Below are 19,457 nucleotides of genomic sequence, written 5' to 3'. Positions count from 1 at the left end.
ATCCTGCAGGCCGGCGCCGCGGGGTTTGTCGTCGGAAGCTACGAGAGGCGCCCGACCTGGACGCTCACGGCGTCAGGTCCTCACAGGGCAGCAGCTCCGGACGCTTCGGGGGCCGCCCGTCGCCGGAGGACCGGCCGGTGAGCCTGCGGCCGATCCAGGGCAGCAGGTGCTGCCGGGCGAACCGCAGGTCGGTGGTGCGGCGCACGACCCAGCCGGGCGGCGGCGTCGGCGGGACGGGCGCGTGCCAGTCGGGGTCCTCCGGCTCGTGGCCGAGGGACTGCCACACGGCCTCGGCGACCCGGCGGTGCCCCTCGGCGGTCAGGTGCAGCCGGTCCACGTCCCACAGCCGGGGGTCGGCCAGCGACTGGGCGCCGTACAGGTCCACGACCACGGCGCCGTGGCGCTCGGACAGATCGTCGATGATCGCGAAGAGCGCCTCCATGCGCGGCCGGAAACGGTCCAGCACCGGGCCCTGGCGGCCGGGGCTGCGCATCAGCACCAACTGCTCGCAGTTGGGGGCGAGCCGCTCCACGGCCTGCGTCAGCAGATCCCGCACCCGCGCCATGTCGCACTTGGGCCGCAGGGTGTCGTTGAGCCCGCCGACCAGCGTGATGACATCGGCTCCCATGGCCGCCGCCACGTCGACCTGCTCGTCGACTATCTGCCCGATCAGCTTTCCGCGCACCGCGAGGTTGGCGTACCGGAAGCCGGGGGAGCGGGCCGCCATCCGCGCGGCGAGCAGGTCGGCCCAGCCCCGGTAGGAGCCGTCGGGCAGCAGGTCCGACATGCCCTCGGTGAAGGAGTCGCCGACGGCGACGAGACTGGTGTACGTGGGGTTCGTCTGCATGGCGACGGAAATGGTATCCCCTGTACATACCCGCCGGTCGGTCGCCCTCCACGGCTCCGTCCCGCGGGCGCCCGGCGCGGCGGGCTCACGCCCGTTGCCCGAACAGCTCCCGCAGTACGTCCTCCATGGTCACCAGACCCGCCAGCCGTCCGTCGGACCCGAGCACCGCCGCCAGGTGCGTACGGCTGCGGCGCATGGCGGTGAGTACGTCGTCCAGCGGGGTCCGCTCGCGCACCCGGGCGATGGGGCGCATGTCCCGCAGGCGGAACGGCAGGTCCCTCGGCGAGGCGTCCAGGGCGTCCTTCACATGCAGGTACCCGACGATCCGCCGCCCGTCGTCCACCACGGGGAAGCGGGAGAACCCCGACTGCGCCGACAGCCGCTCCAACTGCTCCGGGGTGATGCCCACGCGCGCGTGCACGACGCGCTCCAGCGGCAGCACCACGTCCCGCACCGGCCGGCGGCCCAGCTCCAGGGCGTCGTACAGCCGCTCCCTGGCCCGGTCGTCGATCAGCCCGGCCTCACCGGCGTCCTTGACGATCTCCGCCAGCTCCGCGTCCGTGAACGTCGCCGCCACCTCGTTCTTGGCCTCGACCCTGAGCAGCTTGAGCAGCCCGTTGGCGAAGGCGTTGACCGTGAAGATCACCGGACGCAGGGCCCGGGACAGCGCCACCAGCGGCGGCCCGAGGATCAGCGCGCTGCGCACGGGCTCGGCCAGCGCGATGTTCTTCGGCACCATCTCGCCGAGCAGCATGTGCAGATACGTCGCCAGCGCCAGGGCGATCACGAAGGACACCGCGTGCCCGGCGCCCGACGGCACGCCCACCGCGTGGAACACCGGCTCCAGCAGATGGGCGATCGCCGGTTCCGCCACCACACCGAGGACCAGCGTGCACAGCGTGATGCCCAGCTGCGCCGCCGCCAGCAGCGCCGACACGTGTTCAAGGCCCCACAGCACCCGCTTCGCCCGTGCGTCGCCCTCGTCCGCGTACGGCTCCACCTGGCTGCGGCGCACGGAGATCAGCGCGAACTCGGCACCCACGAAGAACGCGTTGACGACCAGGGTCGCCAGACCGATCAGCAGCTGTACGGCGGTCACCGGCCGGCCTCCCCCTCGTCGTCGGTGCCGCGGCCGGGCCCGTCGGCCCCGTCGCCCGCGTCGTTCAGCGGAGCGTGCAGCAGCACCCGGGCGGCCCTGCGGCCCGTGGCGTCCACGACGTCCAGCCGCCAGCCGGCGACCTCGAGGCTGTCGCCGACGGCGGGGATGTGCCCGAGACCGGCCGCGACCAGCCCCGCGAGCGTCTCGTACGGCCCCTCGGGCACCCGCAGCCCCAGCCGCTCGAGCCGGTCCACGCGCGCCGAACCGTCGGCCCAGTACAGGGCGTGTCCCTCCTCGTCCGTGCCGGCCGGGTCGAGGTCGGGTGTCTCGTGCGGGTCGTGCTCGTCGCGCACCTGGCCGACGACCTCCTCGACGATGTCCTCCAGCGTGGCCACGCCCGCCGTACCCCCGTATTCGTCGATCACCACGGCCATCGTGCGCCGCCCGGAGAGCCGGTCCAGGAGCCGGTCCACGGTCAGTGACTCGGGGACGAGCAGCGGCTCGCGCATCAGTTCGGCGACCGGCATCCCGGGCCGCCGCTCGGCGGGCACCGCGAGGACGTCCTTGACGTGCGCCGTCCCGACCACGGCGTCGAGGCTGTCCTGGTAGACCGGGAACCGGGACAGCCCGGTCGCCCGCGTCGCGTTCGCCACGTCCTCGCACGTCGCCCGGGCGTCGAGGGCCACGACCTGGACGCGCGGGGTCATCACCTGCTGCGCCGTCAGGTCGGCCAGGTTCAGGGTGCGCACGAACAGTTCGGCGGTGTCGGGCTCCAGCGCGCCCTCCTTGGCGGAGTGCCGGGCGAGCGCCGCCAGCTCCTGCGGCCCGCGCGCGGACGCCAGCTCCTCGGCGGGCTCCACGCCGAAGCGGCGCACGATGCGGTTGGCGGTGTTGTTCAGGTGGGTGATGAAGGGCCGGAACGCGGCGCTGAACCAGCGCTGCGCGCCGCCCACCCGCTTGGCCACGGCCAGCGGCGAGGAGATCGCCCAGTTCTTCGGGACCAGCTCGCCGACGATCATCAGGAACACCGTCGACAGGGCCGTGCCCAGCACCAGCGCCAGTGAGGACGCCGCCGAACGCGACACCCCCAGGCTCTCCAGCGGCCCCGCGATCAGCGCCGCGACCGACGGCTCGGCGAGCATGCCGACCACCAGGTTGGTGACCGTGATGCCGAGCTGCGCGCCGGAGAGCTGGAAAGTCAGGTTCCGGACGCCCTTGAGGGCGCTGGCCGCGCCCCGCTCACCACGCGCCGCGGCCCGTTCCAGTTCTCCCCGCTCGACGGTGGTCAGCGAGAACTCGGCCGCGACGAAGGCGCCGCACGCGAGCGAGAGCAGGATCGCCACCAGCAGCAGGAGCACTTCGGTCATCGGGTCACCTCGGAATCATGATCGGCCAGGACCCGGAGGTTCGCCCGATGTTCAAGCCTTCAACCTTTCGCTCCGCGGCCGCTCAGTCGGTGAGGTGCTTCACCCAGCGCCGCCACTGCTCCTGCGGCTCGTACCCGGCGGCCCGCCAGGCATGCTGGGCCCGCTCGTTGCGCACCAGCACCATCGCGTCCCCGCGGCGCCCGCCGAGCCGCACGAACCGCTCGTCGGCCGCGGCGAGCAGGGCCGAGCCGATGCCCCGGCGCCGGTGGTCCGGGTGCACCGCCAGCCGGTACAGATGACAGCGCCAGCCGTCGAAACCCGCGATCACCGTGCCCACCAGATGGCCGTCGCGCTCGGCCAGGAGCAGCGCCTCCGGGTCGCGCGCCACCAGGCGCTCCACGCCCTCCCGGTCGTCGCTGATGCTCGTCCCCTCGGCGGCCGTCTTCCAGAAGGCCAGCACGGCGTCCAGGTCCTCGGGCCCGGCGGGCCGTATGCGCAGATCAGTCATGCCGCGATCCCACCACGCGCGCCGGGCCCCCCGTGCGGTGATTCCGGCATGCGGACCGGCGCGGCGCGCGCGGGGCTCAGTCCTCGCGCAGGGCCCGCAGCACCGGCGCGAAGGCCTCCATGAACGGCTCCAGCACCGTCAGATAGGTGAAGCCGTACCGCTCGCGCTGCGCCCGCACCTGCGCGGTGATCTGCTCCAGGGTCCCGGCCAGGAGGATGGGCAGCTCCAGCACCTGGTCCGGGGTGAGGTGCGGAATGCGCTCAAGGTAGGGCCGGACGGCGGACTCACGGTCCTCCGTGACGGCGACCATCTGGATGAGCAGGTTCAGCTCCGCCGGGTCCTCGCGGCCGGCCGCCAGCTTCCGGTACCGGGCGACGCGCTCGTCGAGTTCCTCGGCGGTGATCGGCGCCAGCCGTCCCGTGCTGCTTCCCTGCACGGTGCGCCCGCCGGTGAACGCGGCGATGTCGGCGTGCCGGGCGGTCAGCTCCAGCATCCGGTCGCCGTTCGCGCCGATCAGCAGCGGAACCCCGGGCCGCTGCACGGGCCGGGGCAGGTGCTCCTCGTCGCCCAGTAGCCGCTCCAGCTCCGCCACGGTGCGCCGCAGGTGGTCCACCCGCTCGCCCGGTGAGCCGAAGGCCAGCCCCGCGGTGTCGTGCTCCGCGCGTACGTAGCCGGTGCCGAGCCCGAGTTCCAGCCGCCCGCCGGTCAGGGCGTCGGTGGTCGCCACCTCCCGGGCCAGCAGCGCGGGGTTCCAGAAGCCCGCGTTGAGCACGAAGGTGCCCAGCCGGGGCCGCTCGGTGGCCCGGGCCGCGGCGACCAGGGCCGGGAACGGCGCCGGCATGCCGAGGTGGTCCGGTACCAGGATCACGTCGTAGCCGAGTTCCTCGGCCCGTCGGCACTTGGCGTCCCACTCGTCGGCCGGGGCGGCGCTCATCAGGTTGACGCCGAAGCGGAAGGGACGCGACATGAACTCTCCTCGCTCACGGGGGCTTCCGGTCACGGTGAGTCAATCACTCCCCGGCCGGGGCAGGAAGAGACCGCCCGGTCTCGGCGCTGCCGGCAGGTCACCGGCCGGGGATCACGCGTCGTGGCCGGCGCCCGCCGACCGCGCGGCGGTTCAGGACGGTCGCCAGGCCGTGCCCAGGACGCAGTACGAACTCGGCAGGGCCGGCCCGTTCTCCGGCATCATCACCCGCCGGTACGGCCCGAGCGTGAACCCCGCCTCCCGCAGCGCGGCCACCGGTTCGCGGGAGAGGTGGCAGCCGCCGGACAGGGGAGGCCACAGCGTCCGGTCCAGCGCGCGCTGGGTGAAGGTCATCACCCGCCCGCCGCCCCGGCCGTGCTCGAAGAACCGCACCTGTCCGCCCGGGCGCAGGACCCGCCGCAGCTCCGCGAGCGCCCGTGGCACGTCCCGGACGCTGCACAGCACCAGCGAGACCACGGCCGCGTCGAAGGCCTCGCTCTTGACCGGCAGGGCCTCCGCCGCGCCCGGCGCCACGTCCACCGGGATCTGGGCGCGCAGTGCCGCCTCCACCGCCAACCGCCGCAGCACGCGCTCCGGTTCGATGGCGACGACCTCCGACACGGCGCCCGGATAGTGCGAGAAGTTCAGCCCGTTGCCCGCGCCGACCTCGATCACCCGCCCGGACAGTCCGGCGAGCAGCCGTTCGCGCACCCGGGCCATGCCCATCCGGGTCTCGGCGCCCACACTGACCCGGGCGTAGTAGCGGGCGAACAGCGGATGGTGCACGGCGTCCCGCGGCACCCCGCGTGGACGGGCGGATCGCTGCGGCATGGGACCTCCCTCACGAGGCGGCGCCTCACCGCGATTGTCCCCCGCCCCGCCGCCCCGCACCCACCGCACGACCGACTCTCTCCGAGTCCCCCCGACGAGGGAGCGGCGTGACCCGGGCCACGCGGGTCCACCGCGGTCCGGGGCCGGGGCGGGAGTCGAAGCACGCCCCGGTCAGGGTGCCTCTCGGGCGCCGAAGGCGGCCGCGTCCCAGGTGCCGTCCAGCGGGGGCGCCAGCCAGTGGGGCGCCGCCGAACGGAACGCGGCCGGGGCGAGGGTCCCCGCTCCGGCGGGCACGGCGCCGAGGAGGGGGGCGCCGGCCACGTCCGGGAGGTCCGCGAGGTTGCAGCGGGCGGCGAGGTCCGGGGTTCCGGGCCAGCTGCCGATCACCAGTCCCGGCAGCTCCAGTCCCCGGGACCGCAGCTCGCGCGCCGTCAGCTCCGTGGTGTTCAGCGTGCCCAGCCCCGCCGACGTCACGACCAGCACCGGCGCGCCCAGGAGACCGGCGACGTCGGCCAGGGTCCCGCCGGCCGCGTCGAAGCGCACGAGCAGTCCGCCCGCGCCCTCCACCAGCACCAGGTCGTGCTCGGTGGCCAGTTTGGCCGCCGCCTCGGCGACCTCGCCGGGGTGCACCGGGGGACGCCCGGCCCGGCGCGCGGCCGTGCCCGGCGCCAACGGCTCGGGGAACCGCGCCACTTCGGCGACCGTCACCCCGCCCGCGAGCCGCGCCACCTCCTCGGCGTCCCCGGCCTCGTCCGGAGCCACGCCCGTCTGCGCGGCCTTCAGCACGGCCACCGACCGGCCGCCCGCCAGGGCCGTCGCGGCGACGGCGGCGGTCACGACCGTCTTGCCGACCTCCGTGCCCGTGCCCGTGATCACCAGTACCGGCATGTCATCCCTCCCGTGCCGCCGCGCACACGGCGCGGGCGATGCGTGCCACGTCCGCGTCGCCCGTGACGTACGGCGGCATGGTGTAGATCAGGTCGCGGAACGGACGCAGCCACACGCCCTCGCGCACGGCGGCCTCCGTCGCCGCCCGCATGTCGACGCCATGGTCGAGCTGGACCACCCCGATCGCGCCGAGCACCCGTACGTCGCGCACACCCGGCAGCTCGGCGGCGGGCGCGAGCCCTTCGCCCAAGCCCGTCTCGATGCGTTTGACCTCCGCGCGCCAGTCCTGGCCGAGCAGCAGCCCGATCGACGCGCACGCCACGGCCGCCGCCAGCGGATTGCCCATGAACGTCGGCCCGTGGGCCAGCACCGGCACCTCGCCCCGTGAGATGCCGTCGGCCACCCGCGAGGTGCACAGCGTGGCCGCCATCGTCAGATAACCGCCGGTCAACGCCTTGCCCACACACATCACGTCCGGCGTCACCGCCGCGTGCTCCGCCGCGAACAACGCCCCTGTGCGCCCGAACCCGGTGGCGATCTCGTCGAACACCAGCAGCACGCCGTGCGCGTCGCACGCCTCCCGCAGCACACGCAGATACGCGGGGGAGTGGAAGCGCATCCCGCCCGCGCCCTGCACCACCGGCTCCACGATCACCGCGGCCAGTTCGTCGGCGTGCCGCTCGATCAGCGACCGCAGGTGGTCGGCGTACGTCTCCTCGTACTCCGTCGGCGGCGCGTCCGCGAAGACCTGGCGCGGCAGGACGCCGGACCACAGCTCGTGCATCCCGCCCTCCGGGTCGCACACCGACATGGGCTGCCAGGTGTCGCCGTGGTAGCCGCCGCGCCAGGTGAGCAGGCGGCGCTTGCCGGGGCGGCCGAGGGAACGCCAGTACTGCAGGCACATCTTCACGGCGACCTCGACCGACACCGAGCCGGAGTCGGCGAGGAACACGTGCTCCAGGCCCTCGGGCGACATGTCGACAAGGAGCTTCGCGAGCCGCACGGCGGGCTCGTGGGTGAGCCCGCCGAACATCACGTGGCTCATCCGCTCCAACTGCTCGCGCGCGGCCTCGTTCAGCACCGGGTGGTTGTAGCCGTGGATCGCCGACCACCAGGACGACATCCCGTCGACCAGTTCCCCGGAGCCGTCGGCGGGCCGCAGCCGGACCCCGCTCGCCGACTCCACGACGAGCGGGTCCTGCCGGCCGGGCATCGGCCCGTACGGGTGCCACACGTGCCGCCGGTCCAGCGCCAGCAGCTCGGCGACGTTCAACTCGGGCTCAGGCATTGGGCGCGAGATCCGTCCCGGCGCCCCGACGGCGTACCGCCACCAGGTCCGTACGGGGCTCCTCGGCGAGGCGCGGCGACGCCGGCGCGGCGGCGGGAGCGGGGGCGCACACCCCGCCACCGGCGTGCGAGCCGCAGCCCCCGGCTCCGCTGCCGTCCTCGTGCGAGCCGCAGCCGCCGTCCCGGGCGGCCGCGCGGTGCTCCGGCAGGGTGACCTCCCCGGCGCCCTCCACCTCGAAGCCGGCGTCCGCGATCATCTCCAGGTCGGCGTGGCCCGCCTGCCCCTCGCTGGTGAGGTAGTCGCCGAGGAAGATCGAGTTGGCCAGGTGGAGGGCGAGCGGCTGCATCGTGCGCAGGTGCACCTCGCGTCCGCCGGCGATGCGCACCTCGACGTCCGGGCAGACGAACCGCGTCATCGCCAGGATGCGCAGGCACCGCTGCGGGGTGAGGTGCCACTCCTTGGCGAGCGGCGTGCCCTCCATCGGAATCAGGAAGTTGACCGGCACCGAGTCCGGGTCCAGCTCCCGCAGTGAGAAGACCACGTCGACCAGGTCCTCGTCGCTCTCGCCCATGCCCGCGATGAGACCCGAGCAGGCGGACAGCCCGGCGGCGTGCGCCTTGTGCACCGTGTCCACCCGGTCGGCGTACGTGTGCGTGGTCGTGATGTCGCCGTACGTCGACTCGGAGGTGTTGAGGTTGTGGTTGTAGGCGTCCGCACCGGCCTCCCGCAGCCGCTCCGCCTGGCCGTCGGAGAGCAGCCCCAGGCAGGCGCACACCTCGACCGACTCGTTCTGCTCCTTGATGGCCCTGATGGTGTCCGAGACCCGGTCCACGTCCCGGTCGGTCGGACCGCGTCCGCTGGCCACCAGGCACACCCGCTTGGCGCCCCCGGACACGCCCGCCGCGGCGGCCGCGGAGGCCTGGTCGGGCTTGAGCCAGGTGTACTTGAGGATCTCCGCCTTGGAGCCCAGCCGCTGCGAGCAGTAGGAGCAGTCCTCGGGACACAGGCCCGACTTGAGGTTGACGAGGTAGTTGAGTTTCACCCGTCGGCCGAACCAGTGGCGGCGCACCTTTCCGGCCGCGGCCACCACGTCGAGCACGTCGTCGTCGGAAGTGGCGAGGACGGCGAGCGCCTCCTCGCGGGTCGGCGGCTCGCGCCGAAGCCCCTTGTCCACCAGCGTGTTCAGCAGATCCATGAGAGCCGATCCTGTCCTAAGGGGCCGTTCGCGGCCAAGGAGACTTCGCACAACACTGACAGATCGACGTGTGGGTATTGCCACACCTCGCGGGGGTGGCCGGACCGCTAATGTCTGTTCATTGCCTACAAAACACCGGAGGGCCGCCCCATGGCGTTCGGCTGGATCGACGAGCAGGACCGGGCGCGCCGCGAGGCCGGACTCGTCCGGGTGCTGCGCCCCCGTCCGGCGGTGTCGCCGCTGCTGGACCTGGCGAGCAACGACTACCTGGGGCTGGCCCGGCACCCGGAGGTCGTCGAGGGGGCGGCCGCGGCCGCGCGGACCTGGGGCGGCGGCGCGACCGGCTCGCGGCTGGTGACCGGGACGACCGCGCTGCACACCGAACTCGAACGCGAACTGGCCGAGTTCTGCGGGTTCGAGGCCGCGCTCGTCTTCTCCTCCGGCTACGCGGCCAACCTCGCCGCGGTCACCGCGCTGGCACCGCACGGCAGCCTCGTCGTCTCCGACGCGGGCAACCACGCCTCACTGATCGACGGGTGCCGGCTCGCCCGCGGCACCACCCAGGTCGTGGGGCACGCCGACCCGGACGCCGTGCGCAAGGCACTGGCGACGCACGACGGACCCGCCGTGGCCGTCTCCGACACGGTCTTCTCGGTCGACGGCGACGCCGCGCCCCTGGCCGCACTCGCCGACGCGTGCCGGGCGCACGGGGCCGGACTGGTCGTCGACGACGCCCACGGCCTCGGCGTCCTCGGTGACGGCGGCCGGGGCGCCCCGCAGGGTGCGGGCCTCGCGGGCCGGGACGACGTCGTCGTGACCGTCACGCTGTCCAAGTCGCTCGGTGCGCAGGGCGGCGCCGTGCTGGGCCCCGCCCGGGTGATCGACCACCTGGTCAACGCGGCCCGTACGTTCATCTTCGACACCGGACTCGCCCCCGCCGCGGCGGGGGCGGCCCTGGCGGCGCTCAGGCTGCTCGGCCGCGAGCCGGAGCGGGCCGCGCGGGCCCGCGCCGTCGCCGCCGAACTGCACGCGCGCCTGACCGCCGCGGATCTGGACGCCGTACGTCCGGACGCCGCGGTCGTCTCGGTGCGCGCGCCCTCCCCGGAGGGTGCCGTACGGTGGGCGGCCGACTGCCGGGCGGCCGGCCTGGCCGTGGGCTGCTTCCGCCCTCCTTCGGTGCCCGACGGCATCTCACGGCTCAGGCTGACCGCCCGCGGGGACCTCTCCGGGGAACAGATCGAACGCGCTGTACGGGTGATCGGCGACACGCGGCCATGAGTCGGCGGGACACGGCCGTGCGCCGTCGGGAGTACGCCGGGGTCAGTCCCGGTGGACGCCGGCGGTGAACGCGGTCCAGCTCCCGGGGGAGAAGAGCAGGGCGGGTCCGGCCGGGTTCTTGGAGTCGCGCACGGCGAGCAGCCCGGCCCAGCGGCCGGCCGACGGACGGGTCGTCTCCACACAGTTGTTCGCTCCGGTGCTGTAGCTGCTGCGCAGCCACCGCACACCGGTCATATCGGTGCTGACAGGGATGTTCCGGGGGCGTTCGGACATGAAGCCTGGCATGGTGCCTCCTTACGCGCCTGCCGCGGTCGCGGCGATGAAGTCCAACGAGTCCTCGGGCGAAAGGGCATGGATCAGAAGGGCGTTGAAGGCCTCGGTATAGGCCTCTAGGTCTTCTTTCCGTTCGAGGTGCAGGCTACTCGTCAAGTGGTCGAGAACAACCACGTCCAGATCAGAAGTGCTCGAAAAAGAGAAGATTACGAAAGGGCCGGTCACACCGATGTGCGCCCCGGCGGCAAACGGCAGGACCTGGAGGTGAACATGGGGGAGCCGGGCGGCCTCGACCAGTCTGTCCAGTTGACGGGCCATCACCCCGGGGCCGCCCACCTCCCGGCGCAGCACCGCCTCGTCCAGGACCGCGCTCAGCTCCAGGGGCGGCTCGCCGCGCAGCACGTCCTGGCGGGCCAGCCGGACCTCCACCAGCGTTTCCAGCCGTTCCGCCGGCATGCCGTCCACCGCGGCCCGCGTCACCGCCCGGGCGTACTCCGGCGTCTGGAGCAGGCCGGGCACCACCGTGGTCTCCAAGGTGCGCATCGCGCTGGCCTGCGACTCCAGGCTGATGAAGTCGCGGTAGGTCGGTGGCAGCACCCCGCGGTACGCGTGCCACCAGTGGTTGCGTCCCCCCGCGTCCTCGGAGCGCGCCAGCATCACCAGCAGCCCCCGCAGCTGTTCGTCGTCCACGCCGTAGACGTCCAGCAGTAACCGCACGTCGGCCGGTTTCACCCCGCTCGTCCCCGTCTCGATCCGGCTGACCTTCGACTGGTGCCAGCCCGCGAGCCGGGCCGCCTCGCCGCTGGTGATGCCCGCCGACATGCGCAGGGCGCGCAGTTCCGCGCCCAGCTTCCGGCGGCGCACCACGGGACCGTGCTGCATGGGACAACTCCCTTACTCCTTATGAGCCGCCCAAATACGCTCTGCCGTCGCAGAGTTCACCGCTTCGAGCGACAGATATATGCATATCTTGGTGGATCGCCGCCCTTCGCGGGTCCGGTGATGGCAGTCTGGCGACGAAGCACCAGTCCGGGACCGTACTCGAACCATCCGCTCCGTGTCGGGCCTGCGGTCCCGTGAGAAAGGGACGACGTCGCCATGGCAGACCATCTGGAAGCATCCGTCACTCTGCCGAGCGATCCCGCCTCGGTGGCCGCCGCGCGGACCTATGCGGTCGGCACCCTGGCGGAATGGGGGCTGCCGGGCGACGCGGACTTGTCCGAGACCGTGCGGCTCATCGTCTCCGAACTGGCGACCAACGCGGTCCAGCACACGTTCGGGCAGTCGCCCACCTTCACGGTGGACCTCGTCCTCGACCGCGACGAGCGGCTGCGTCTCGGTGTCACCGACAGCCACCCGCGCTTCCCCAAGCGGCTGCCCGCCGCCGTCCAGCAGGACAACGGGCGGGGCATGGTGATCATCCGCTGGCTGACCGCCGAGTGCGGCGGCAGGCTGCGGGTCCGGCCCACCCGCGAGGGCGGCAAGACCGTCTCCATCGAACTGCCCTGGACACCCCCGAGCGGGCCGGCGGCACCCGCGGGAGTGACGGCGGGGCAGAACGCCGTCACTCCCGCGGGCGGGCTACTTGACCCGGCCGTACCAGACGCTTGAGGTCCAGATCTTCTGCAGCCGCACCACGTCCCCGGTCTTCGGAGCGTGCCAGAGTCTGCCCTTCCCGGCGTAGATGCCCACGTGGTAGACGCTCCGGCCGGAGTGGAAGAACACGAGGTCACCCACCTTGCGACTCCTGGCGGAGATGTGGCGGGTCTTGTTGTACTGCTGCGCCGCGGTGCGTGGCAGCTTCTTGCCGGCCTTCTTGAACGAGTACAGCGTCAGGCCGGAGCAGTCGAACCGGTGGGGGCCGATGGCGCCCCAGCGGTACGGGGAACCCTTCTTGGAAGCGGCGATGTTGAGGGCCTTCGCCGCGTGGCTCGCCGCGGCCGCTTCGGAGGCGACACCGGGGACCACGACGGAGCCGCCCACGGCGGCGAGAGTGAGGGCCGAGGCCGTACCGGCACGAGCCATCAGCGACGGGACACGATTGAGCGCGGACATGCGCAACCCTTCGTCAGCCGCCTGTGAAGGATGACCTGTCGGATTCGGGCTGGCGAAGTTGCCCGGCCGCACGAGTGCGGCTTCACCCCAAGGACCGCTCGGTCCGGCACCTCTCACGGAGGCTGCCGTGCCGGCGACCCGTCGTGCTCGGGTCCTCCACTCCTGCCGATCCACTTCCCTCGCGACCGGTCGTCCGGACGGCGGCAGGACTCGGCGTCCGCCCGGACCGCCCCGCCGCTGCGGCGGGGGCTTGTCGTCAGTCACGGATTCTCGTCCCGTCCGAAGGGAAAATCCCAACGGAACGTGCCCTTTGTGTTGTTACATCCCACTCACCCGTTCGGGTCGCCACCCCGTGTTCGACGTGCTGCCGTGCCCGGCGACGGGCCCGGGACCAGCGGCGGAGGGGCGCGTTGCACCGGCCGGGCGCGGGGGCGCCGCAACTTCGGCCGGTCGGGAATCGGAGGTGTCCCTACGCCGAAAGGGGGTACGCCGTTTGGTCCGTTTCGACCCGGCGCCGAGTCGACCCCGCGCCGAGTCGCAGTCGACGCGGGCCTCCTCAACCCCCGGAGCGCGGCGGAAGGCCGACCCGTGCCGTCCGGCGCTCCCCGTCCAGCACCCGCAGCGCCCGGGCCAGGGTGGCGGCGTGCACCTCCGTCTCGCCGCGCCGGTGCATCAGCGCCAGCGCGTCACGCAGCGCCGCCGCCTTGCCGACCAGCGCCTGGGCGGCCCGCAGTCCGCCGTAGGTGTCGCCGTCCCGCCCGGGGTTGATGCGCCCGAGCAGGTCGACGACGTCCAGATAGCGGTCGATGACCTCGGCCTCGGCGCGGGTCAGGGCCGGCAGCGGGGGCAACTCGGGTGGCAGCACGGGCGGATCACCTCCCGCCGGGCGAGGCGGGGCGGGTCCCGCGGGCGGGCACGATCCGGTCCACCAGGCCGTACGCCACCGCCTGTCGGGCGTCGAGGACCGTTTCCCGCTCGATGTCTTCGGACACCTGCTCGGGGCTGCGGCCCGTGTGCCGTACGAGGATCTCCTCCATGCGGGTGCGGATGCGGACCAATTCGTCGGCGTGGACGGCCAGGTCGCTCGCCTGCCCCTCCACCGGTTCGGTGAGCGCCGGCTGGCGGATCACCACCCGGGCGCCCGGCAGGACGGCGCGCTTGCCGGGGGTGCCCGCCGCCAGCAGCACCGCGGCGGACGGACCGGCCTGCCCGAGGCAGGTCGTCGCCACGTCGCAGGCGACGTAGCGCATCGTGTCGTAGATCGCCGTCATGGCGGTGAAGGAGCCGCCGGGCGAGTTGACGTAGAGCTCGATGTCCCGGTCCGGTGCCTGGTGCTCCAGGTACATGAACTGCGCCATCACGTCGTTCGCGGAAGTCTCGTCGACCGGTGTCCCGAGGAAGACGATCCGCTCCTGGAGCAGCTTGGAGTAGGGGTCCGACGTCCGGGTCCCGGAACTCGTGCGTTCGGTGAACTCGGGCAGGACATGGCGGGCGGACGGTCGGGTCATGACGAACCCCTCCTCGTGGCAGAGCCGTCTTCGGCTGCGCGCTCTCCGTAAAAAATGTACAGGACGTACGCTTCCCGGGAGTGGATTCGGACGGAACCGTAAGCTGGGGTCATGGCCTACGAGATTCCGGTGACGCAAGCCAGGGCTGAGCTCGCCGACCTGATCAACCGGGTGGTGTACGGCGGCGAGCGCGTCGTCGTGACGCGGCACGGCAAGCCTCTCGTCGCCCTCGTCTCCGCCTCCGACCTGGAGCGACTGGAGGAAGTCCGGGAGTTGCCGGACGGTCAGGTGATCACCTCGGTCGCCGCGGTCCACGACCCGGCCGCCGCGACACCCCGCGAGCACCAGCGCTTCGGCATCGCCGCGGAGCACCGGGGGCCGAACCCGTCCTAGGGCGGCCAGGTGTCCGGGCGCGGGCATGCGGGAGGCCGCCGACGGCATCGGTAATCAATCGGTCAAAACCGGGTGACGTGGCCGTAACACTCTAGCCCTAGTCTGCACCCCGATCCACCTGCGGTTTTCCACACACCGGTAGGTGAATTCCAGCCTGTACCGGTGTGTTACATCTAGAGCCGTCGCGGTGGCCGCGGCAGCCGGACCGTCCGGTCCCGGCGTCATGCCCTGTGAGGTGGTAAATGCAACTGACCCCGCACGAGCAGGAGAGACTGCTCATCCATGTGGCGGCGGACGTGGCGGAGAAACGCCGCGCACGAGGCGTCAAGCTCAATCACCCCGAGGTCGTCGCGCTGATCACCGCGCACATCCTCGAAGGCGCCCGGGACGGGCGCAGCGTGGGCGAACTCATGGCCTCCGGACGCAAGCTGATCCAGCGGGACGAGGTCATGGAGGGCATCCCCGAGATGATCCACGACGTGCAGGTCGAAGCCACCTTCCCCGACGGCACCAAGCTGGTCACCGTCCACGACCCGATCGTCTGACGGGGGCGGCAGTGATCCCCGGAGAGATCTTCTTCGCCGACGAGCCGGTCGCCTTCAACGAAGGACGCGAAGCCACCCGCCTGACCGTGCTCAACACCGCCGACCGGCCCGTCCAGGTCGGTTCCCACTACCACTTCGCCGAGGCCAACCCCGGCCTCGAGTTCGACCGCGCCGCAGCGCACGGCAGGCGACTGGACATCGCCGCCGGCACCGCCGTCCGGTTCGAGCCCGGCATCCCCGTCGACGTACGGCTGATCCCCCTCGCGGGCGCCCGTGTCGTCGTCGGTCTGCGCGGCGCGACCGGAGGTGCCCTCGATGCCTGAACTGTCCCGCCCCGCCTACGCCGACCTGTTCGGCCCGACCACCGGCGACCGCGTCCGCCTCGCCGACACCGACCTCCTCGTCGAGATCGAGGAGGACCGCTCCGGCGGGCCCGGCCGCTCCGGCGACGAAGCCGTCTTCGGCGGCGGGAAGGTGCTGCGCGAGTCCATGGGGCAGGCGCGCACCACCCGCGCCGAAGGCGCCCCCGACACCGTGATCACCGGAGCCCTGATCATCGACCACTGGGGCGTCGTCAAGGCAGACATCGGCGTCCGCGACGGACGGATCACCGGCATCGGCAAGTCCGGCAACCCGGACACCATGGACGGCGTCCACTCCGACCTGGTCATCGGCCCCGAGACCGAGGTCATCGCGGGCAACGGCAAGATCGTCACCGCGGGCGGCATCGACACCCACGTCCACTTCATCGCGCCCGACGCCGTCCACGAAGCCCTGGCGTCCGGCATCACCACCCTCATCGGCGGCGGCACCGGTCCGGCCGAGGGCAGCAAGGCGACCACCGTCACGCCCGGCGCCTGGCACCTCGCGCGGATGTTCGCCGCCCTGGAGTCGAGCCCCGTCAACATCGGTTTCCTCGGCAAGGGCAGCACCATGTCGAAGGAGTCCATGCGCGACCAACTGCGCGCCGGCGTCCTCGGCTTCAAGATCCACGAGGACTGGGGCGCGACCCCCGCCGTCATCTCCGCCTGCCTGGACGTGTGCGAGGAGTCCGGTGTCCAGCTCGCCGTCCACTCCGACACCCTCAACGAGGCCGGATTCGTCGGCGACACCTTCGACGCGGTCGCGGGCCGCACCCTGCATGCCTTCCACGTGGAGGGCGCGGGCGGCGGCCACGCACCCGACATGATCACGGCGGTGTCGCTGCCCAACATGCTGCCCGCGTCCACCAATCCGACCCGGCCGCACACCGTCAACACCGTCGAGGAACACCTCGACATGCTGATGGTCTGCCACCACCTCAACCCGGCCGTCCCCGAGGACCTGGCCTTCGCCGAGTCCCGGATCCGGCCCAGCACCATCGCGGCCGAGGACATCCTGCACGACATGGGCGCGATCTCGATCATGTCCTCGGACGCCCAGGCCATGGGCCGCATCGGCGAGGTGATCCTGCGGACCTGGCAGACCGCGCACGTGATGAAGCGCAGGCGCGGCTTCCTGCCCGGCGACTCCCGCGCCGACAACCTGCGCGCCCGTCGCTATGTCGCCAAGTACACCATCAACCCGGCCGTCGCCCAGGGCATCGAGCACGAGGTCGGGTCCGTCGAGACCGGCAAGCTCGCCGACCTCGTGCTCTGGGACCCCCGCTTCTTCGGCGTGAAGCCGCAACTCGTCATCAAGGGCGGCCAGGTCGCGTACGCGCAGATGGGCGACGCGAACGCCTCCATCCCCACGCCGCAGCCCGTCCTGCCGCGCCCGATGTTCGGGGCCCTGGGGACCGCCCCGGCCGGCAACTCGGTCAACTTCGTCTCCGAACAGGCCGTCGCGGACGGGTTGCCGGAACGGCTCGGGCTCGGACGGGAGTTCGTGCCCATCCGGTCCACGCGCGGCCGTACCAAGGCCGACATGCGGCAGAACGACGCGCTGCCCCGGGTGGAGGTGGCCGCGGACTCCTTCGCGGTGACCATCGACGGAGCACTCGTCGAACCCGCCCCCGTCGCCGAACTGCCGCTGGCCCAGCGGTACTTCCTCTTCTGAGCGCCGGGATGAGCCGCGCCGCACTGCTCGTCCTCGCGGACGGCCGCTTCCCCGCCGGAGGGCACGCCCACTCCGGCGGGGCGGAGGCCGCCGTCCGGGCGGGACGCATCACGGATGCCGCGAGCCTGGAGGCGTTCTGCCGGGGGCGGCTGCACACCAGCGGAGTCGTGACGGCGTGCGTCGCGGCGGCCGCCGCCCTCGGCGCCGACCCGGGGGAGCTCGACCGGGCCGCCGACGCCCGCACCCCGTCGCCCGCCCTGCGGGTGGCGGCGCGCAGACTGGGGCGGCAACTGATGCGGGCCGCCCGGACGACCTGGCCGAGTCCTGAACTGGACGCCCTGGCCTCGCTGTTCCCCAAGGGGGCCCATCAGCCCGTCGTGCTGGGACTGGCCGCGCGTGCGGCCGGTCTCGGGGCGCTCGACGCGGCGTACTGCTCCCTCTACGAGGGGGCGAGCGGGCCCGCGACGGCGGTCGTGCGGCTGCTCGGTCTCGATCCGTTCGACGCGACGGGGGTGCTGGCGCGGCTCGCGGGCGAGGTGGACCGGGTGGCCGCGGACGCCGTGGAGGTGGCGCGGCGGGTGGTGGCCGACGGGGTCGATGTGCTGCCCGCCCGCTCGGCGCCGTTGCTGGAGATCGGGGCGGAGGCGCATGCCGGCTGGCCTGTGCGATTGTTCGCCTCGTAGGCGGGTTCAGTTCGCCCCCGCCGCCCCATCCCGTCCCGAAGCCAGGGGCGCTGCCCCTTCGACCCCGTCAGGGGGCTCTGCCCCCTGGGCCCCCGTTCGGCCTGAACGGCCTCGTCCTCAAGCGCCGGACGGGCTGATATTCCCACCCCCAGCTTTGACAGGAGCCGTCGTATGCATCTTGACCATCACCTCGAATCTCCCGCCGCCGTCTCCGCCGACGCGCGTCGGCCCGACGGGACCCGCCGTGCGCTGCGGATCGGGCTCGGTGGGCCCGTCGGATCGGGGAAGACCGCCACCGTCGCCGCGCTGTGCCGGGCGCTGCGGGAGGAGCTTTCCCTCGCCGTGGTGACCAACGACATCTACACCCGGGAGGACGCCGAGTTCCTGCTCCGGGAGGCGGTGCTGCCGCCCGAGCGGATCAGTGCCGTGGAGACCGGCGCCTGCCCGCACACCGCGATCAGGGACGACATCTCCGCCAACCTGGAGGCCGTCGAAGACCTGGAGGACGAGGTCGGGCCGCTCGACCTCGTCCTGGTGGAGTCCGGTGGCGACAACCTCACCGCCACCTTCTCCCGGGGACTCGTCGACGCGCAGGTGTTCGTGATCGACGTGGCGGGCGGCGACGACATCCCGCGCAAGGGCGGGCCCGGCGTCGCCACCGCCGACCTGCTGATCGTCAACAAGACCGACCTCGCGCCGTACGTCGGCTCCGACCTCGCGCGCATGGCCGCCGACGCCAAGGCGGCGCGCGGCGAACTGCCCGTCGTCCTCCAGTCGCTCAGGAGCGAGGGCGGGGTCCGGGAGGTCGCCGACTGGGTGCGGGAGCGGATCGCCTCGTGGACCGCGTGACCACCACCGGGGGCGGCGTCCGGGCGAGCGCCCGCGTGCTCGCCCGCGGGGACGGGCGCGGCGGGACCGTCCTGCCGGTGCTGGAGGGCGAGGGACCGCTCGCCGTGCGGCGCACCCGGGGGAGCGGTGCCGAGGCCCGGGTGATGCTGGTCGGCGCGATGAGCGGGCCCCTCGGTGGCGACCACTTCACGGTGGCGGCCCACGCTGCGGGCGGCGCCCGCCTGAAGGTGGGCTCGGCCGCCGCCACCCTCGCGCTGCCCGGGCAGGACAAGGCCGGGGCCCGCTACGACGTCCGGCTCACCGTCGACGACGATGCCGAACTGAGCTGGCTGCCGGAGCAGTTGATCTCCGCCGGGGGCAGCGACCTGAACGTCACCACCTCCGTCGACCTCGCCGCCGGGGCGCGGCTGCTGCTGCGCGAGGAGCAGGTGCTCGGGCGGGCCGGGGAGGAACCCGGGCGGCTCACCAGCCGTCTGACCGTACGGATCGACGGGCGGTGCGTCCTCGACCAGGAGCTGGCGTGCGGGGCCGGGGCGCCGGGCGGCTGGGACGGCCCCGCCGGGCTGGCGGGACACCGTGCGGTCGGCCAGCTGGTAGTCGTACGGCCCGGGTTCGCCACCGAACCGCCAGCGGCGCGCGCGTTCGAGGAGGGCGCGGCCGTCCTGCCGCTCGCCGGACCGGCCGTGCTGGTGACCGCCGTGGCACCGGACGCGCTGCGGCTGCGGCGGCGGCTGGACAGGGCGCTGGCCTGGCTGGACTGAGGTTCCCGTCGGCGAGTCGGGGGGAGTCGGCCATCGGGTCCGCCGATCGAACGCCTTTCTCCGTTTATCGGATTGGCAAAGAAGTAGC

Annotated in this window: 23 protein-coding genes and 1 riboswitch; of the genes, 9 read left to right on the top strand and 14 right to left on the bottom strand. The window is 73.0% G+C overall.

What is annotated here, in order from left to right; translation table 11 throughout:
* Nucleotides 1-64 precede the first annotated feature (64 nt).
* The 9 genes from ACZ56V_RS18135 to bioB all read right to left on the bottom strand — a co-directional run bounded on the left by ACZ56V_RS18135 (nt 65) and on the right by bioB (nt 8,987).
* Nucleotides 65-847 (bottom strand): SGNH/GDSL hydrolase family protein, encoded by a 783-nt coding sequence (locus tag ACZ56V_RS18135; RefSeq protein ID WP_398912039.1) that lies wholly within the window; start codon nt 845-847, stop codon nt 65-67.
* A gap of 85 nt (nt 848-932) precedes the next feature.
* On the bottom strand, nt 933-1,946 hold the full coding sequence (locus tag ACZ56V_RS18130) for a hemolysin family protein (RefSeq protein ID WP_398912038.1): 1,014 nt from the start codon (nt 1,944-1,946) through the stop codon (nt 933-935).
* Nucleotides 1,943-3,313 (bottom strand): hemolysin family protein, encoded by a 1,371-nt coding sequence (locus ACZ56V_RS18125; RefSeq protein ID WP_467381465.1) that lies wholly within the window; start codon nt 3,311-3,313, stop codon nt 1,943-1,945. The genes ACZ56V_RS18130 and ACZ56V_RS18125 overlap by 4 nt, the downstream gene beginning before the upstream one ends.
* A gap of 82 nt (nt 3,314-3,395) precedes the next feature.
* The gene (locus tag ACZ56V_RS18120; protein WP_468943510.1) at nt 3,396-3,863 is read right to left on the bottom strand and encodes a GNAT family N-acetyltransferase; all 468 of its coding nucleotides are present in this window, start codon (nt 3,861-3,863) and stop codon (nt 3,396-3,398) included.
* Between the two features lie 34 nt (nt 3,864-3,897).
* On the bottom strand, nt 3,898-4,788 hold the full coding sequence (locus ACZ56V_RS18115; protein ID WP_468943332.1) for an LLM class F420-dependent oxidoreductase: 891 nt from the start codon (nt 4,786-4,788) through the stop codon (nt 3,898-3,900).
* Nucleotides 4,789-4,938: 150 nt separating this feature from the next.
* Complete coding sequence (locus tag ACZ56V_RS18110) at nt 4,939-5,616, bottom strand: class I SAM-dependent methyltransferase (protein ID WP_467381461.1); 678 nt, start codon at nt 5,614-5,616, stop codon at nt 4,939-4,941.
* Nucleotides 5,617-5,787: 171 nt separating this feature from the next.
* The gene (gene bioD / locus ACZ56V_RS18105) at nt 5,788-6,504 is read right to left on the bottom strand and encodes a dethiobiotin synthase (RefSeq protein WP_468943329.1); all 717 of its coding nucleotides are present in this window, start codon (nt 6,502-6,504) and stop codon (nt 5,788-5,790) included.
* A 1-nt stretch (nt 6,505) separates the two neighbouring features.
* Entirely contained in the window at nt 6,506-7,792 is a 1,287-nt protein-coding gene (locus ACZ56V_RS18100; RefSeq protein WP_468943327.1) for an adenosylmethionine--8-amino-7-oxononanoate transaminase, read from the bottom strand.
* Nucleotides 7,785-8,987 carry a biotin synthase BioB gene (gene bioB, locus ACZ56V_RS18095; RefSeq protein ID WP_398912032.1) on the bottom strand — a complete coding sequence of 401 codons (1,203 nt, stop codon included), beginning with the start codon at nt 8,985-8,987 and terminating at the stop codon, nt 7,785-7,787. Before bioB ends, ACZ56V_RS18100 begins: the two co-directional genes overlap by 8 nt.
* A 150-nt stretch (nt 8,988-9,137) precedes the next feature.
* Between bioB and ACZ56V_RS18090 the strand changes: the two genes are divergently transcribed.
* Nucleotides 9,138-10,265, top strand: coding sequence for an 8-amino-7-oxononanoate synthase (locus ACZ56V_RS18090; protein ID WP_468943323.1), 1,128 nt, complete (start codon nt 9,138-9,140; stop codon nt 10,263-10,265).
* A gap of 42 nt (nt 10,266-10,307) precedes the next feature.
* On the opposite strand, the gene ACZ56V_RS18085 is transcribed toward ACZ56V_RS18090, so the two are convergent.
* Nucleotides 10,308-10,538: a DUF397 domain-containing protein gene (locus ACZ56V_RS18085; protein ID WP_468943507.1), complete on the bottom strand. Its 231-nt coding sequence runs from the start codon at nt 10,536-10,538 to the stop codon at nt 10,308-10,310.
* Nucleotides 10,539-10,559: 21 nt separating this feature from the next.
* Nucleotides 10,560-11,420 carry a helix-turn-helix domain-containing protein gene (locus ACZ56V_RS18080; protein WP_104634459.1) on the bottom strand — a complete coding sequence of 287 codons (861 nt, stop codon included), beginning with the start codon at nt 11,418-11,420 and terminating at the stop codon, nt 10,560-10,562.
* A gap of 216 nt (nt 11,421-11,636) precedes the next feature.
* Between ACZ56V_RS18080 and ACZ56V_RS18075 the strand changes: the two genes are divergently transcribed.
* Complete coding sequence (locus ACZ56V_RS18075) at nt 11,637-12,149, top strand: ATP-binding protein (protein WP_398912029.1); 513 nt, start codon at nt 11,637-11,639, stop codon at nt 12,147-12,149.
* Here ACZ56V_RS18075 and ACZ56V_RS18070 read toward each other — a convergent pair.
* The 3 genes from ACZ56V_RS18070 to ACZ56V_RS18060 form a co-directional block, all read right to left on the bottom strand.
* A complete protein-coding gene (locus ACZ56V_RS18070; protein ID WP_398912027.1) occupies nt 12,120-12,593 on the bottom strand; it encodes a C40 family peptidase in 474 nt (157 codons plus the stop codon). The genes ACZ56V_RS18075 and ACZ56V_RS18070 overlap by 30 nt on opposite strands.
* 3 nt (nt 12,594-12,596) lie before the next feature.
* Nucleotides 12,597-12,739: riboswitch (cyclic di-AMP (ydaO/yuaA leader) on the bottom strand.
* A gap of 410 nt (nt 12,740-13,149) precedes the next feature.
* Entirely contained in the window at nt 13,150-13,458 is a 309-nt protein-coding gene (locus tag ACZ56V_RS18065; protein ID WP_468943319.1) for a hypothetical protein, read from the bottom strand.
* A 7-nt stretch (nt 13,459-13,465) separates the two neighbouring features.
* Entirely contained in the window at nt 13,466-14,101 is a 636-nt protein-coding gene (locus ACZ56V_RS18060) for an ATP-dependent Clp protease proteolytic subunit (RefSeq protein WP_468943317.1), read from the bottom strand.
* A 111-nt stretch (nt 14,102-14,212) separates the two neighbouring features.
* On the opposite strand from ACZ56V_RS18060, the gene ACZ56V_RS18055 reads away from it, so the two are divergent.
* The 7 genes from ACZ56V_RS18055 to ACZ56V_RS18025 all read left to right on the top strand — a co-directional run bounded on the left by ACZ56V_RS18055 (nt 14,213) and on the right by ACZ56V_RS18025 (nt 19,369).
* Nucleotides 14,213-14,494, top strand: coding sequence for a type II toxin-antitoxin system Phd/YefM family antitoxin (locus ACZ56V_RS18055; RefSeq protein WP_467381447.1), 282 nt, complete (start codon nt 14,213-14,215; stop codon nt 14,492-14,494).
* Nucleotides 14,495-14,736: 242 nt separating this feature from the next.
* Complete coding sequence (locus ACZ56V_RS18050) at nt 14,737-15,039, top strand: urease subunit gamma (protein WP_467381445.1); 303 nt, start codon at nt 14,737-14,739, stop codon at nt 15,037-15,039.
* An 11-nt stretch (nt 15,040-15,050) separates the two neighbouring features.
* Complete coding sequence (locus ACZ56V_RS18045; protein WP_052839031.1) at nt 15,051-15,362, top strand: urease subunit beta; 312 nt, start codon at nt 15,051-15,053, stop codon at nt 15,360-15,362.
* Nucleotides 15,355-17,076 (top strand): urease subunit alpha, encoded by a 1,722-nt coding sequence (locus ACZ56V_RS18040; protein ID WP_468943313.1) that lies wholly within the window; start codon nt 15,355-15,357, stop codon nt 17,074-17,076. The genes ACZ56V_RS18045 and ACZ56V_RS18040 overlap by 8 nt, the downstream gene beginning before the upstream one ends.
* 8 nt (nt 17,077-17,084) lie before the next feature.
* The gene (locus tag ACZ56V_RS18035) at nt 17,085-17,759 is read left to right on the top strand and encodes an urease accessory protein UreF (RefSeq protein WP_468943310.1); all 675 of its coding nucleotides are present in this window, start codon (nt 17,085-17,087) and stop codon (nt 17,757-17,759) included.
* Between the two features lie 171 nt (nt 17,760-17,930).
* A complete protein-coding gene (gene ureG, locus ACZ56V_RS18030; protein WP_398912020.1) occupies nt 17,931-18,608 on the top strand; it encodes an urease accessory protein UreG in 678 nt (225 codons plus the stop codon).
* Entirely contained in the window at nt 18,605-19,369 is a 765-nt protein-coding gene (locus tag ACZ56V_RS18025; protein ID WP_467381440.1) for an urease accessory protein UreD, read from the top strand. The genes ureG and ACZ56V_RS18025 overlap by 4 nt, the downstream gene beginning before the upstream one ends.
* Nucleotides 19,370-19,457: the final 88 nt, after the last annotated feature.

It is taken from the genome of Streptomyces sp. NPDC034099 (assembly GCF_055575415.1).
Note: the sequence above shows the minus strand (reverse complement) of the source record. Positions and strands in the feature narration are given on the sequence as shown.